This window comes from Demequina gelatinilytica (assembly GCF_000971115.1).
Taxonomy (GTDB): domain Bacteria; phylum Actinomycetota; class Actinomycetes; order Actinomycetales; family Demequinaceae; genus Demequina; species Demequina gelatinilytica.
In genome coordinates, this window is the sequence record NZ_BBLV01000011.1 from 90,616 (window position 1) to 105,374 (window position 14,759).

At 69.8% G+C, this 14,759-nt stretch carries 15 protein-coding genes; 8 read left to right on the forward strand and 7 right to left on the reverse strand.

Annotated elements, in window-relative coordinates:
* Window positions 1–127: 127 nt before the first annotated feature.
* The 4 genes from chvE to AOM00_RS10780 all read left to right on the forward strand — a co-directional run bounded on the left by chvE (window position 128) and on the right by AOM00_RS10780 (window position 5,264).
* Window positions 128–1,303 carry a multiple monosaccharide ABC transporter substrate-binding protein gene (gene chvE, locus AOM00_RS10765; RefSeq protein WP_062517780.1) on the forward strand — a complete coding sequence of 392 codons (1,176 nt, stop codon included), beginning with the start codon at window positions 128–130 and terminating at the stop codon, window positions 1,301–1,303.
* Between the two features lie 83 nt (window positions 1,304–1,386).
* The gene (gene mmsA / locus AOM00_RS10770) at window positions 1,387–2,928 is read left to right on the forward strand and encodes a multiple monosaccharide ABC transporter ATP-binding protein (protein WP_062517781.1); all 1,542 of its coding nucleotides are present in this window, start codon (window positions 1,387–1,389) and stop codon (window positions 2,926–2,928) included.
* Window positions 2,925–4,103, forward strand: a complete 1,179-nt coding sequence (gene mmsB / locus AOM00_RS10775) for a multiple monosaccharide ABC transporter permease (RefSeq protein ID WP_062517782.1) — start codon at window positions 2,925–2,927, stop codon at window positions 4,101–4,103. Before mmsA ends, mmsB begins: the two co-directional genes overlap by 4 nt.
* A gap of 147 nt (window positions 4,104–4,250) precedes the next feature.
* Window positions 4,251–5,264 (forward strand): LacI family DNA-binding transcriptional regulator, encoded by a 1,014-nt coding sequence (locus AOM00_RS10780; protein WP_062517783.1) that lies wholly within the window; start codon window positions 4,251–4,253, stop codon window positions 5,262–5,264.
* Window positions 5,265–5,284: 20 nt separating this feature from the next.
* On the opposite strand, the gene AOM00_RS10785 is transcribed toward AOM00_RS10780, so the two are convergent.
* Window positions 5,285–6,286, reverse strand: coding sequence for a LacI family DNA-binding transcriptional regulator (locus AOM00_RS10785; RefSeq protein WP_062517784.1), 1,002 nt, complete (start codon window positions 6,284–6,286; stop codon window positions 5,285–5,287).
* Window positions 6,287–6,295: 9 nt separating this feature from the next.
* Window positions 6,296–7,060, reverse strand: a complete 765-nt coding sequence (locus AOM00_RS10790) for an SDR family NAD(P)-dependent oxidoreductase (RefSeq protein ID WP_062517785.1) — start codon at window positions 7,058–7,060, stop codon at window positions 6,296–6,298.
* A gap of 105 nt (window positions 7,061–7,165) precedes the next feature.
* Between AOM00_RS10790 and AOM00_RS10795 the strand changes: the two genes are divergently transcribed.
* From AOM00_RS10795 to AOM00_RS10810, 4 genes are read left to right on the forward strand one after another with little or no spacing between them, the layout of a single operon-like run.
* Window positions 7,166–7,654, forward strand: a complete 489-nt coding sequence (locus tag AOM00_RS10795) for a beta-class carbonic anhydrase (protein WP_062517786.1) — start codon at window positions 7,166–7,168, stop codon at window positions 7,652–7,654.
* Between the two features lie 33 nt (window positions 7,655–7,687).
* Window positions 7,688–7,948: a DUF1232 domain-containing protein gene (locus tag AOM00_RS10800; RefSeq protein ID WP_062517787.1), complete on the forward strand. Its 261-nt coding sequence runs from the start codon at window positions 7,688–7,690 to the stop codon at window positions 7,946–7,948.
* Between the two features lie 32 nt (window positions 7,949–7,980).
* Window positions 7,981–8,700, forward strand: a complete 720-nt coding sequence (locus AOM00_RS10805) for a flavodoxin family protein (protein WP_062517788.1) — start codon at window positions 7,981–7,983, stop codon at window positions 8,698–8,700.
* Entirely contained in the window at window positions 8,697–9,182 is a 486-nt protein-coding gene (locus tag AOM00_RS10810) for a GyrI-like domain-containing protein (protein ID WP_062517789.1), read from the forward strand. The genes AOM00_RS10805 and AOM00_RS10810 overlap by 4 nt, the downstream gene beginning before the upstream one ends.
* Window positions 9,183–9,209: 27 nt before the next feature.
* Here AOM00_RS10810 and AOM00_RS10815 read toward each other — a convergent pair whose 3' ends face one another.
* The 5 genes from AOM00_RS10815 to AOM00_RS15245 form a co-directional block, all read right to left on the reverse strand.
* Window positions 9,210–9,476: a hypothetical protein gene (locus AOM00_RS10815; RefSeq protein WP_062517790.1), complete on the reverse strand. Its 267-nt coding sequence runs from the start codon at window positions 9,474–9,476 to the stop codon at window positions 9,210–9,212.
* Complete coding sequence (locus AOM00_RS10820) at window positions 9,473–9,964, reverse strand: hypothetical protein (RefSeq protein WP_062517791.1); 492 nt, start codon at window positions 9,962–9,964, stop codon at window positions 9,473–9,475. The genes AOM00_RS10815 and AOM00_RS10820 overlap by 4 nt, the downstream gene beginning before the upstream one ends.
* Before the next feature lie 19 nt (window positions 9,965–9,983).
* Entirely contained in the window at window positions 9,984–11,807 is a 1,824-nt protein-coding gene (locus tag AOM00_RS10825; RefSeq protein WP_062517792.1) for a BCCT family transporter, read from the reverse strand.
* Window positions 11,808–11,930: 123 nt separating this feature from the next.
* Window positions 11,931–14,306 carry a glycoside hydrolase family 3 C-terminal domain-containing protein gene (locus AOM00_RS10830; RefSeq protein ID WP_062517793.1) on the reverse strand — a complete coding sequence of 792 codons (2,376 nt, stop codon included), beginning with the start codon at window positions 14,304–14,306 and terminating at the stop codon, window positions 11,931–11,933.
* Between the two features lie 194 nt (window positions 14,307–14,500).
* Window positions 14,501–14,737 (reverse strand): HNH endonuclease, encoded by a 237-nt coding sequence (locus tag AOM00_RS15245; RefSeq protein ID WP_228373477.1) that lies wholly within the window; start codon window positions 14,735–14,737, stop codon window positions 14,501–14,503.
* Between the last annotated feature and the right edge of the window lie 22 nt (window positions 14,738–14,759).

Here is a 14,759-nt window from a genome sequence, read left to right on the forward strand (position 1 = left end):
TTAATTCACGCTGTTGGTGCTCCGTGATCGCATTGTGACGCAAGTCGTTTGACGTTTGTTGTGAACGCAAACACACTTGGTCTCGCACGGCCAGCGACGACGCAGGCCGGTATCTCGAGGAGGAGATATGAAGTTCAGGAAGATCCTGGCAGCGGGCGCCGGTGCGGCTCTCGCGTTCACCCTGGCGGCCTGCTCCGGCGGCGGCGCGGGCTCGACCGACGACAGCACGGCGGGTGCGACCGGCGGCACCGACGGCGGCACCGCGACCGAGGGCGGCACCATCGGTGTGGCGATGCCCACGCAGACCTCGGAGCGCTGGATCGCCGACGGCGACGCGGTGAAGGCGGGCCTCGAGGCCGCCGGCTACTCCGTCGACCTGCAGTTCGGCAACGACGACATCCCGACCCAGTCGCAGCAGATCGACTCGATGATCACCTCGGGCGTCGACGCCCTCATCATCGCGGCGATCGACGGCACCGCCCTCAAGGCGCAGCTCGACCAGGCGCACGACGCGGGCATCCCCGTCATCTCCTACGACCGCCTCATCCGCGACTCGGAGTACGTCGACTTCTACGTCACCTTCGACAACTACAAGGTCGGCGTTCAGCAGGCGACCTCGCTGCTCGTGGGTCTCGGCGTCCTCGACGAGAGCGGCGCGGAGACCGGCGAGGCCGGCCCGTTCAACGTCGAGCTCTTCGCGGGTTCGCTGGACGACAACAACGCGCACTTCTTCTGGAGCGGCGCGATGGACACCCTGCAGCCGTACATCGACAACGGCACGCTCGTGGTCCCGTCGGGTGAGATGGACATCAACGTCACCAACACGCAGCAGTGGAAGCAGGAGACCGCGCAGACGCGCATGGACACGCTGCTCACCACCTACTACGTGGGCACCGACCTCAAGGTCGACGGCGTGCTGTCGCCCTACGACGGCATCTCGCGCGGCATCATCACCGCTCTCCAGAACCAGGGCTACTCCGGTACGGTCGCCGACGGCTTCCCGGTCGTGACCGGTCAGGACGCGGAGATCGCCTCCGTCAAGCTGATCGCGGACGACGTCCAGTTCGCGACCATCTTCAAGGACACCCGCAAGCTCGCCGACCAGGCGGTCACCGCGACCCTCGCGTACCTCGAGGGCGGCGAGCCCGAGGCGAACGACACCACCACCTACGACAACGGTGTGAAGGTCGTCCCCTCGTACCTGCTCGAGTCGGACATCGTCTACGCCGACAACATCCAGTCGCTGCTGGTCGACAGCGGCTACTGGACCGCTGAGGAGGTCGAGGCCGGTCAGGCCTCGTGATCTGACGGCGGTGCCGGTCCCGCGGGGCCGGCACCGCCCCTTCCTCTTGCTCAACCCCTCTCTCCCACCCTTGGAGGTGAGACATGCCGAAGCACATCCTTGAGATGCAGAAGATCACCAAGGTCTTCCCTGGCGTCAAGGCGCTCTCGGACGTCGAGCTCAGCGTGATCGACGGCGAGATCCACGGCATCTGCGGCGAGAACGGCGCAGGAAAGTCGACGCTGATGAAGGTGCTGTCGGGTGTCTACCCCCACGGCACGTACGAGGGCGACATCGTCTACGACGGCGAGGTCCAGTCCTTCCACTCGATCCCCGATTCCGAGCACAAGGGAATCGTGATCATCCACCAGGAGCTCGCGCTCATCCCCTACCTCTCGGTCGCGGAGAACATCTTCCTCGGCAACGAGCGCCGCGGGAAGAACGGGCTCATCGACTGGAACCTCACCAACCACGAGGCGATGAAGCTCCTCGAGCAGGTGGGTCTCAACGAGAACCCGACCACGCCGGTCAACCAGCTGGGCGTGGGCAAGCAGCAGCTCATCGAGATCGCGAAGGCGCTGTCCAAGGACGTGCGGCTCCTCATCCTCGACGAGCCGACGGCTGCGCTGAACGACGACGACTCGGAGCACCTGCTCGGCCTGCTGCGCGCGCTCAAGGAGCGCGGCATCACGTCGATCATGATCTCCCACAAGCTCAACGAGATCGCCGAGATCTGCGACCGCGTCACCATCATCCGTGACGGTCACACGATCGAGACGATCGACGTCGACGACGACGCAGGCATGCAGGACCGCATCATCCGCGGCATGGTCGGTCGCGACCTCACCAACCGCTACCCGTCGCGCAAGCACGTGGTCGGTGACGAGATCTTCCGCGTCGAGGACTGGACCGTCTACCACCCCACGCAGGATGGTCGCGTCGTCGTCGACAACGCCTCCTTCAACGTCCGCAAGGGCGAGGTCGTGGGCATCGCCGGCGTCATGGGCGCCGGTCGCACCGAGCTCGCGATGAGCCTCTTCGGCAAGGCGTACGGCCGTGACATCACGGGCCGCACCTACCTCCACGGCGAGGAGGTGCAGATCAACAGCGTGTCCGAGGCGATCAAGCACGGCCTCGCGTACGCGACCGAGGACCGCAAGCGCTACGGGCTCAACCTCATCGAGGACGTGCGCCGCAACATCTCCGCCGCCGCCCTGTTCAAGCTCTCGAAGCGCGGCTGGGTCGACGGCAACAAGGAGATCAAGGTCGCGGAGGAGTACCGCGGCTCGATGAACATCAAGACGCCGTCGGTCATGCAGACCGTCGGCAACCTCTCGGGCGGCAACCAGCAGAAGGTGGTGCTGTCCAAGTGGATCTACTCGGACGCCGAGGTGCTCATCCTCGACGAGCCGACGCGCGGCATCGACGTCGGCGCGAAGTACGAGATCTACACCATCATCAACAGGCTGGTGGCTGCCGGCAAGGCCGTCATCGTCATCTCGTCCGAGCTCCCGGAGCTGCTCGGTACGTGCGACCGCATCTACACCCTCGCCTTCGGCGTCGTCACCGGTGAGGTGCCGGTCGCCGAGGCGACCCAGGAGAAGCTCATGGCTCTCATGACCCAGGAGAAGGAGGTCCGGGCATGACCGGCACCGCGAACATCAAGGATCTGCTGGTGCGGAACATCCGCACAAGCGGCATCTACATCGCCTTCGTGGTGATCGTGGCACTCTTCGCCCTCCTCACGGACGGCAGGCTGCTCAGCCCCGGGAACATCACCAACCTGGTGCTCCAGTACTCCTACATCCTCATCCTCGCCATCGGCATGGTGATGGTGATCATCGCGGGTCACATCGACCTGTCCGTCGGATCGGTGGTCGCCTTCACCGGCGCCGTCTCCGCGGTGGTGGTCATCAAGAACGACATGCCGTGGTGGGTCGGGGTGATCGCTGCGCTCATCACCGGAGTGGTGATCGGCGCGTGGCAGGGCTTCTGGGTCGCGTTCGTCGGGATCCCGGCGTTCATCACGACGCTGGCAGGCATGCTGCTGTTCCGTGGTCTCACGCACCTGACGCTCGGCAGCATCTCGCTCTCGCCGTTCCCGCAGTCGTACCAGAACATCGCGATGGGCTTCCAGAACGGTCTCCTGGGCGGCAACGGCTACGACGTCTTCACGCTCGTGGTGTTCGCCCTCGCAGTCGTGGGCTACGCCTTCAGCGCCTGGCGCACCCGCTCGTCGCGCATCGCGTACGAGCAGTCCGTCGAGGCCTTCCCGCTGTTCATCACCAAGATCGTCGTGGTCGCCGCGGTGGTCATGTGGTTCGCGTGGCAGCTCGCCAACGCGCGTGGTCTGCCGAACGTGCTGATCATCCTCGCGGTGCTGGTGATCGTGTACTCGCTCGTGACCCAGCGCACGGTCTTCGGCCGTCACGTCTACGCCGTCGGTGGCAACCTCGCGGCCGCGATGCTCTCGGGCGTCAAGGTCAAGTGGGTGAACTTCGGCGTCATGCTCAACATGGGTGTGCTCGCGTCGGTCGCCGGCGTCGTGTACTCCTCCCGCTCCAACGGCGCCCAGCCGGGCGCGGGCAACATGTTCGAGCTCGACGCGATCGCCGCGTGCTTCATCGGTGGTGCGGCGGTCACGGGTGGTGTCGGTCGCGTGACCGGTGCCATCGTCGGTGGTCTGATCATGGCGGTCATGTCGAACGGCATGCAGATCCTGTCGATCGGACAGCCGGTGCAGTGGGTCGTCAAGGGCCTGGTGCTGCTGCTGGCCGTCGCGTTCGACGTGTTCAACAAGCGCCGCGCGGGCGCTCGCTGATCCTGCGCATCGTGCGAGGGGCCTCGGGAGCTTCCCGGGGCCCCTCGTCGCGTCCCGCTCGGGAGCGCCCGGCGCCCCGGCGCGCGTCGCCGCGCGGCTGAGAGCGCTCCTAGTCCATACTCGTAAGCGACACGAGAAGAGGTACCAGTGACGAAGCTGCGGGGACGCCGGCCCACCATCGACGATGTGGCACGGGAGGCGGGGGTGTCGCGCGGGACGGTGTCCCGGGTCCTCAACGGCGGTCACTGGGTGTCGGACGGGGCACGGGTCCAGGTCGAGAAGGCCATCAAGTCCACGGGCTACCGCATCAACCCGCACGCACGGTCGCTCGCCACGAGCCGCACCGGCTCGGTCGGCTTCCTGCTCACGGAGTCCTACGAGCGGTTCTTCTCGGACCCGAACTTCCTCCAGATCCTGCGATCGTCGGCGGACGCGCTCGCGGGGCACGGCATGACGCTCGTGCTCATCATGGCGGACACGCTCGACGAGCGTCATCGCGCCACCGAGTACCTCACCGGCGGCCACGTCGACGGCGCGCTCGTGGTGTCCTCGCACCGCGACAGCCAGGAGTTCCTGGCCGAGCTGCTGGCGGCGCGCCTGCCCGTGATCTCCGCGGGCATCCCGCTGGGCTTCGAGGAGCAGGTGGGCTACGTGACGGCCGACGACGAGGGTGGGGCCCGGGCGATCGTCGAGCACCTCGGCGCGCACGGGCGGACGCGCATCGTCCACCTCGCGGGTCCCCAGGACACGTCGGGCGGCACGGGGCGCCTTCAGGCGTTCCGGACGGTGATCGGCGATGCGTACTCCGACGAGCGAGTGGCGTACGGCGACTACAGCCGCGAGTCGGGCGCGAGCGCCATGCGGGAGATCCTGGCGCGCGAGGTCCCGTTCGACGCGGTCTTCGCGGCGAACGACCTCATGGCGGCGGGGGCGATGGACGTGCTCGCGCAGGCGGGGCTCGCGGTCCCGGAGGACGTCGCGGTGGTCGGCTTCGACGACTCCCCGGTGGCGCAGCAGACCACGCCGCAGCTGACCACGATGCGTCAGCCCTTCGACCGGGTGAGCGAGGAGATGGTCCGGCTGCTGGTCGACGAGATCAACGGCCGTCCGGCCGGTCGCATGGTGATCCCCACGGAGCTGGTGGAGCGCGGAACGGTCTGAGCGGGACCCGGCCCGCCTGCTCAGCGGGGCGGCGCCGTCGAGGCGCGCACCACGAGCTCGCAGGGGATGAGCTCGGTCCCCGCAGGCACCGTCTCGCCGTCGATGAGCGCGAGCACCTGCTCGACCAGCCGACGCCCGACCTCCGCGAAGGGCTGGTGCACCGTGGTGAGCGGGGGCGCGAGGTAGCCCGCGAGGGCGATGTCGTCGAAGCCCACCACCGACAGGTCGTCGGGGATCCGTACCCCGGCCTCGGCGCACGCGAGCATGAGGCCCGTCGCCATCTCATCGTTCGCGCAGAACACGGCGGTCGCCTCGCCGGCGGCCACGAGCGCGCGGCCCGCGGCATGGCCCGAGGCCGCGGTCCAGTCGCCGAGCAGCGGCTCGGGGATGCGCGCGCCGCGCTCGCGCAGGACGTCCTGCCAGGCAGCGAGCCTGGCACGCGCCGGGATCGAGTCCTCGGGGCCCGCGAGATGGTGCACGGTGCGGTGCCCCAGGTCGAGCAGGTGCTCGACCGCCTGGCGTGCGCCGCCGGCGTGATCGGATCCCACCATCGGCAGGCGTCCGCCGAAGGTCGCATCGGCCACCACCACGGGAAGGCCTGCCGGCAGCGCGAGGCGGCCGGCATCCTCGATCTCGGCGCGGATGATGATGAGCCCGTCGATCGCCTGGTGGGACAGGCGCGAGGCGGCCTCCGCGACCTCGGCGTGCTCGGTGGAGTCGATGTCGAGCAGCGTGACGGTGTGGCCCGAGCCGCGCGCGGCCTGCACCACCGCCTCGACGATGCTCGACTCGCCCGTGCGGGCGAGCCGGTGCGCGATCACGCCGAGCGTCTCGAAGCTTCCGCTGCGCAGCGCCCGGGCGGCGGTGTTGGGGGTGTAGCCCACGGACTCCATGGCCTCGAGGACGCGCTGGCGGGTGTCCGGGCTGACATTGAGCGAGCCGTTCGCGACGCGGGAGACGGTCTGCCCCGACACCCCGGCAAGGCGGGCGACGTCGGTCATCGAGGCGCGTGCCGGGCTCATGAGGGAACCCTAGTGGAGGTGCTCGCCGGTGACCGTGACCAGGTGCTCGACCAGCTCGCCCCGCAGGCCCTCGTCGAGCGCGGCGGCAGGCGGCGCCTCGGCGCGGCGCTTGTGCACGTACTGTCCGCCCCGGCGCGCGATCGCCTCATCGGACGTCGCGAGCCACACGGGGGTGTCGGCGCCGTCCGAGACCGGCAGCGCGGCGCGTGGACCCCCCATGCGGGTGCGTACCCATCCCGGATGCACCACGTTGATCTGGCGGTCGGTGTGACGCGCCGCGAGCTCGAACGCGAGCATGGTGAGCAGGAGCTTCGAGTCGGCGTAGGCCTGGTGGCTCTCCCAGCCGTCGGGCACGGACAGGTCGACGACCGGGTGGCCGCCGAAGGCCGAGTCGGACCCGATGAGGACGATGCGCTGAGGGACCGTCAGCAGGGCGCTCAGCAGGTAGGGGGCGACCACGTTGACCTGCAGGATCCGCTCGATGCCGTCCTCCGTCAGGAGCGGGCGCTCCTGCTCGGGGCCGAGCGCCGCGTTGTGGACGATCACGTCGTACGGGCCCCGACCCCGCGCATCGTCCGCGAGGAAGCGCGTCGAGGCGAGCGAGTCGAGCCTGCCTGTTACCCCCGCGATCGCGCCGGGGGCGGCGGCGAGCGCCACCTCGGTGCGTGCCGCGTCGCGGCCGTGCACCACCACGTCGTAGCCGAGCGCCACCAGCCGGCGCGCGATCTCGGAGCCCAGGCCCTGGGCAGCTCCGGTGACGAGGGCGCGTGGCATGGGTTCATCGTTGCAACCCGTGGCCGGGGCCGCAATACCCGGATGGCGCTCGGAGCGGCGGTTCCGGCATAGGCTGAAGCGCCACCCGTCCCCGAAGGAGCAGCCATGGGAATCGCCGACGAACTCGTCGCCAACAACCGCGACTACGCGACCACCTACACGCCCGACCGTCCGCTGCCGCCGCGCCGCCAGCTCGCCGTCGTCGCCTGCATGGACTCGCGTCTCGACACGTTCGCGATGCTGGGCCTCGAGGTGGGCGACGCGCACGTCATGCGGAACGCGGGCGGCGTCATCACGGATGACATGATCCGGTCGCTGGTGATCTCGCAGCGCAAGCTCGGCACGCGCGAGATCATCCTCATCCACCACACCGACTGCGGTGCGCTCACCTTCACCGACGACGAGCTGCGCAACCAGCTCCTCGACGAGACGGGGCTCAAGCCCACGTGGAGCCCGGAGTCCTTCCGCGACCTCGACGCGGACCTGCGCCAGTCCATGGAGCGCCTGCGTCGCAACCCGTTCCTGGTCGACACGTCCCAGGTGCGCGGCTTCGTGTTCGACGTCCACACCGGGGAGCTGCGCGAGGTCGTCTGAGCCTCCGCATCCGGCGGGGCGCATACTGGGCGCATGTGGTGGAGCTTCCTGCAGGCGGTCCGGAGAGGTGAGCACCGGCTCGCGCCCACGACGTGGGTGGTCGCGGCCGGGGCCGTGCTCTACACGCTCTGGCCGCTCGACCTCATCGCGGACCTGCTGCTCCCGCTCGGGGTGGTCGACGACCTGGGGCTGTGGGTGGTCGCGTTCACGCTCCTCAACCGGGAGCGGCGACGCTTCGAGGAGTCCCGCGCCGGAGCGGTCGTCGACGTCGAGGGCAGCGTCCGTCGCTCCTGACAGCCGGGCGCTCCTGACGTAGCGTCGGGAGCATGACCGATTTCAGCGATCTGTCCGCCGTGGTGCTCAACTGCACGCTCAAGCCTTCGCCGACGCCGTCCCACACGCAGGGCCTGCTCGACAACGCGACCGCGATCCTGCGCGCCCAGGGCGTGGGGGTGGAGGTGATCAGGGCGGTCGACCACGTCATCGCTCCAGGCGTCTACCCCGACATGCGCGAGGACGTGCCGGGCGGGAACCAGGAGCGGGACGACTGGCCCGACCTGGCGCCGCGCATCCTCGGCGCGGACATCCTGCTCCTCGGGACGCCCATCTGGCTGGGTGACAAGTCCTCCGTCGCGACGCGCGTGATCGAGCGGCTCTACGGGCTCTCGGGCGAGCTCAACGACCGTGGCCAGTACCTCTACTACGGCCGGACGGCGGGCGTGGTGGTCACCGGGAACGAGGACGGCGTCAAGCACGTCGCGATGAACGTCCTCTACAGCCTGCAGCACCTCGGCTACACGATCCCGCCCAACGCCGATGCGGGATGGATCGGTCCCGTGGGCCCAGGGCCGTCCTACCTCGATCCTGGCAGCGGGGGACCGGAGAGCGACTTCACCCGACGCAACACCGCGTTCATGACGTGGAACCTCCTTCACGCCGCCCGCTGGCTCAAGGACGGCGGCGGCTTCCCGGCGGGGGGCAACTCGCGCCGCGAGTGGGATGCCGGTGCACGGTTCGACCACCCGAACCCGGAGTACCGCGCATGACCACCACGCACCTGCCGGCCAGGCCCTATGTGGGCGTGCCGATGGAGGTCACGCTCGAGGAGCTCCCAAGGCTGGTGGGCGAGGCCTTCGACCGTGTCGCGACGATGCTCGCGGCGTACGGCACCGCGCCGCGCGGCGCCGTGATCCGGTACATCGCGTTCAGGCCGGGCGATGTGGTGGACATCGAGGTCGGGCACCTCGTGGATCCGGCCGAGCTCGAGGGGGCGCCCATCGAGGCCGACGTGCTGCCTGCGGGGGTGTACTCGGTGGTGCATCACGAGGGCCCGTACGCGGAGCTCGGCGAGGTGACGGCGCGGCTCATGGACTCGTGGCCCGAGGCGGGGCTCGTGCCTGCCATGGCGCACACGACCACGGGCGACGACTACGCCTCCTGGTACGAGCTCTACCTCGACATGCCCCGGCCAGGCCCGCGAGGACCGGAGGGCGCGGTGGAGGTCTGCGTGCTCGTGCTTCCGGCGTGAGCCGGGATCACGATGCGGGGCGCGGATTCAGGCGGCGAGCGCGAGCCCGCTGAGGATCAGGCGTCGCATGTCGCCCTCCTCGTCGGCCTCCCGGTAGGCGAGCATGCCGCCGGGGGTCGTGCATCGTCCGTCGCCGTGGTCGGCGACCTGCGCGCCCACGCGCAGGAGCTCGGGCCGGCTGATCCGCCACACGAGCATCGAGTCGCCGTCAGACATCAGCGCCCAGGTGCTCCCGACCTCCATGACCGTGCGCAGCAGCGGTCGGGTGCCGTGGACCAGGGGCGTGATGTTCATGAGGGCGACTCTACGCCCGTGGCGGGCCTCTCGATCACCGCGCGGAGCGCGGCCACGAGCGCGCGTGGGTCGTCGGCTGCGACGGCCACCGCGTCCCGACCGAGCGCCTCTGCGGTAGCCGCATCGAGAACGATCAGCAGGTTCGCCTCGCCCGCGTAGACGGTGCGCGCGGCGCCGCGAGGGAGATTGTCGCTCGACGGCACGGTGCGGGCGTCGACGATGCCCGCGGTCGGCACCACCACGGGTCGCCGGAGGCCTCGGTTGACCGTGAGCGACCCGCCGTCGAGCCGCAGCGGCCGCCGCGCCGCCACGACCCAGTCGAGGAGCACGTACGCGATGAACAGGATCGAGGCCGCGGTGACGACGATCGCGACGGACGGGTTCCAGCGTGCGAGCAGCAGGTGCGCGACGGGGATCTCGACCAAGGACACCGCCGTCACGGCGAGCACGAGCTGGCGGGGCAGGCCGAGTGCGTACGAGAACTCCATGCCCGAAGGGTAGGCGGGATCAGGCCTTGGGGGAGTCGGGCGGCGGGGCGGCGGCGCCCGCGTCGTCCAGGGGCTCCTCCGTGGTCCGGTGCGCGATCGCGATCGAGTCCGTGTCGAGCGACTCGAAGTGCGGGGCGGCCGCTTCCGGGGCGGTCGCGGCCTCGCTGCTGCTCCCCGGGGCCGCGCCGTCGGGCCGACGGAGCAGGCGGTCCAGGATCTTCGCGCGTGGGCGGGGAAGCTCGCCGGTGGCGTCGAGCCCGTAGGTGTCCCCGATGTGCTCGACGAACTGCTGGCGCGTCACCTTGAGGTACGCGCGATGCTCGCGTTCGAAGGCGCGGAACAGCGACACCACCATGCCGATCATCACGAAGCTGAAGGGCAGCGCGGTGATGATCGCGGCGGTCTGGAGCGCGGTGAGACCCCCGGACAGGAGCAGCGCGATCGCGACGGCGGCCGTGGTGCACGCCCAGAAGACGCGCAGCCACTTCGCGGGGGTCTCCTGGCCGCCCGAGGTGAGCATGGAGAGCACGAAGCTCCCGGAGTCCGACGACGTGACGAAGAAGATGCCGACCAGCAGCACGGCCCCGAGGGTGAGCACGCTGCCGCCCGGCAGATGCTCCAGCATGTCGAACAGGGCGCCCTCGGTGTCGATGGACCCGTCTGCGGCGATCAGCCCGCCGTCGCCGAAGAGCTCCTGGTACAGGGCGGTGCCGCCCATGACCGCGAACCACAGGAACGTGATCATCGCGGGGACCAGGAGGACGCCCCACACGAACTCGCGGACGGTGCGGCCCCTCGAGACGCGCGCGATGAAGACGCCGACGAAGGGCGCCCACGCGATCCACCAGCCCCAGTAGAAGGTGGTCCAGCTCGCCTGCCAGGCGGCGCCCTCGGCGCCCGCGTACGCGGAGACGTTGAAGCTCAGCCCGATGAAGTTCTGGATGTAGTTGCCGATCGACTGCACGAACTCGCGCAGCAGGAACAGGGTGGGTCCGGCGAACAGGACGAAGAACAGCAGGATCGCGGCGAGCGCGAGGTTGATGTTCGACAGCCACTTCATGCCGCGCGCGAGGCCGGTCAGCAGGCTGAACAGGGTCACGATGGTGATGACGATGATGAGCACCACCTCGGTGGTGGTGCTCGGCTCCGCGATCCCGGCCGAGCCGAGGCCCGCCGCGATCTGCAGGACACCCAGGCCGAGCGAGGTCGCGATGCCGAACAGCGTCCCCAGGACGGCCGTGATGTCGATGACGTTGCCCCACCGGCCCTCGACGTGCTTGCCGAGCAGGGGCTCGAGCGCCCAGCGGATGGAGACCGGTCGACCGCGTCGATGCACCGCGTACGCGATCGCGAGGCCCACGATGATGTAGATCGACCAGGCGTGGATGCCCCAGTGGAGGAACGTCTGGGACATCGCGGACTGGGCGAGCTGCTCGGGGGTGCCGCTCACCCCGGGGCGCGGGCTCGCGTAGTGGGAGAGCGGCTCGGCCACGCCGTAGAAGACGAGGCCGATGCCCATGCCCGCCGCGAACAGCAGCGCGTACCAGGAGAACTTGGAGAAGGCGGGCTCGTCGCCGTCCTTGCCGAGCACGATGTCGCCGTAGCGGCTGAAGCCCAGGTACAGCGTCACCGCGACGAAGAAGGCGGCGATGAGCACGTAGTACCAGCCGAAGGCCGAGATGATGTTGGCCTGGATGGTGTCGAAGAGCGACTCGGCGGCGTTCGGCGCGACGATCGCGAAGAGCACGAAGCCGAGGATGAGGGCCGCCGATGGCCAGAACACCCACTTCGCGAGGTCGCCGCGTGTCATCGGCTGCGTGGGCTTCGCCTCGGTCGCTGTCATGCACGCCTCCCCTGGTCCGAAGGGGTCGGACCCTGTGTCAATCCTGCACCCCGGCGACCTCGCACGCGCGGGGGACGCCTGGCGCGGCATCTCCCCCCGTGTGCGAGGCCTGTGGGCTGGTGGTCAGCTGCGCGCGCGCCACGCCTTCGACGAGGTCAGGTTGAGCGTCCGGATGAGCCGGTCGAGCCCGGCCAAGGTGAGCTTCCCGGAGCTTCCCATCGCGACCATGCGGAGCGGCGCCTCGCGGGTGGCGGCGTCGAACATGGCCAAGGTGGTCGCATCGGCCTCCGATGTGTCGAAGGCCTTCTTGGCCTGCTGGAGCATCATGCCCGCGACCACGCGGCCGGCGGCGGTCTCCTTGAGGTCGGCGACGGTCGAGTCGCGGTGGTACGGCAGCGTCCCCTGCGCCTCGGGGATCTCGCGGCCGAGCATGAGCCGGAACTCGTTGTCGTTCGCGACGAAGGCCGCGGGGCCGTGCGCGGGGGAGACGGCCTCGCCGAACTCGACCTTGATGGTGCGGCGCGCGCGGATGTCGGTCGAGGAGGCTCCCACGAGGATCTCGAAGGTGCCGGGCTCGACGCGCCATTCCTGGGAGCGGACGTCCCACACGGAGAAGGCGCGACGGTCGAGCTTGAGGGTCACCTTCTCCGAGGTGCCGGGCTCGAGGTGCACCTTGGCGAAGCCCTTGAGCTCCTTGGCGGGGCGGTAGGCCGCGCACTCGGGGTCGCGGACGTAGACCTGCACCACGTCGGAGCCGGCGCGCGGTCCCGCGTTGGTGACGGTGACCGTGACCGTGTAGCCCTCGCCGGACTTGCGGACGCTGAGGCCCGAGTAGTCGAAGGCCGTGTAGGTGAGGCCGTGTCCGAACGGGAAGCGCGCGGGGATGCCCGCCGTGTCGTGGTACCGGTAGCCCACGAAGAGCCCCTCGCGGTACTCGACCTGCTTGGGGTGGCGGGCGAAGTCCCGGTCCGCCGGGAGGTCGGCGGCGGAGATGGGGAAGGACTCGGCCAGGCGTCCACCCGGCGTCGCGTCGCCGAGGAGCACGTCGGCGAGCGCCGAGCCCGAGGCCTGGCCGCCCAGGTACGCCTCGACGATGGCCGCGGGTCGGTCGGCCCACGGCAGCTCGACCGGGGAACCGTTCTGCAGCGCGACGACCGTGCGGTCGTTGACATCGAGCGCCGCGGCGATGACCGCGGTGTGGCCGTCGGGCAGGCGAAGGTGCGGGCGGTCGAAGCCCTCGGACTCGTAGGACTGGGGCAGGCCTGCGAGGACGATGACGACGTCCGCCTTCCGCGCGGCGTCGCGGACCTCGTCGAGCAGGGCCTCCTCGGTCTCACCGGTGGTGGCGTCGTATCCCGGCGCATAGTGGACCACGGCGGCGTCGCCGACCGCGGCGCGCAGCGCGCTGAGGAAGGTGTCCACCTGGGTGGGGTTCACGAGCGAGGAGCCGGCGCCCTGGTAGCGCGGCTTCTTCGCGAAGGCGCCGATGACGGCGATGCTGCCGGTGCGCTCGAGGGGGAGGATCCCGTCGTTGGTGAGGAGCACCGTGCCGGCGGCGGCGGCGCGGCGGGCGAGCTCGTGGTGGGTGGCGGGGTCGAACTGCGAGGTGCCGTCTGCTTCGCTCACGCGGAGGGCGAGGTCGATCACGCGCGTGACGGCGAGGTCGAGCTCGGCCGTGGTGAGAAGACCCTTGGCGTGGGCGTCCTTGACCTGGGCGTCCCACGTGCCGCCGCTTCCGGGCATCTCGAGGTCGAGCCCGGCGCAGATGCCGAGCGCGCGATCCGACACCGCGAACCAGTCGGACATCACGAGGCCGTCGAAGCCCCAGTCGTCGCGCAGCTTGTCGGTCAGGAGGTCGCGGTTGATGTCGGCATGCTCACCGTTGATCTTGTTGTACGAGCACATCACCGTCCACGGGTCGGACTCCTTGACCGCGATCTCGAACCCGGTGAGGTAGAGCTCGTTGAGCGTGCGGTCGTCGACCACGGAGTCGCACGACATGCGGAAGAACTCCTGGTTGTTCGCCGCGTAGTGCTTGAGGCACGCGCCGACGCCCTGGGACTGGATGCCTCGCACGAGCGCGGCCGCCATCTTGCCCGAGACGAACGGGTCCTCGGAGAAGTACTCGAAGTTGCGCCCGCCGGCGGGGTGGCGCTTGATGTTGAGGCCAGGGCCCAGCAGGACCGACACGTCGTTGGCGCGGGACTCGCGGCCGAGCGCGCTTCCGACCTCCTCGATCAGCGCCGGGTCCCAGGTCGAGCCGAGCGTCACGGCGGGCGGGAAGCAGGTCGCCGGCACGGACTCGTTGATGCCGAGGTGGTCGGTGCTCGCAGTCTGCTTGCGCACCCCGTGGGGGCCGTCCGTCAGCATGATCGACGGCACGCCGTGCTCGTCGAGCGCCTCGGTGGTCCAGGCATCCTTGCCGGACACCAGTCGGATCTTCTCGTCAGTCGTCAGGCGCGAGACGATCTGCTCGGCCCTCTCGTAGGTGGCGCGCATCGTTTTCCTCTGTGGAGAAGGGGGACTGCTTCGTCGGTCCTTCCATCCTATCGACGGCCTGTGCTGGGACGATGCAGGACGCGGGTCCCCCTTCCGGGTTCCATGCCGGCGTGGAGGCGTGGGTCCCGGTCACCCATGCCCGGGCGTGCCGGTAGGGCGCCCGCCTGTGGGGTGGGCGCCGTGGGGCGTGGCAGTTAGCCGGGTGGGCTTGCGGTGGCGGGTGTGCGTGGGGGTAGGTCGACCTGGAGTGCGGTTTTGCCGCCTCGTCTGGGGGTGCGTTGTGGGTCGATGCTTGCGGGTGGGGTGAACCACACCTCGGTGGTGGTGGCGGTGACGGTCCAGCCGTCGTCGTGGATGCGGTGGTGACAGCGGGTGCACAAGAGCACGCCGTTGGATAGGTCGGATGGGCCGCCGTGGGACCAGTGGCGGATGTGGTGGGCGTCGCACCAGGAC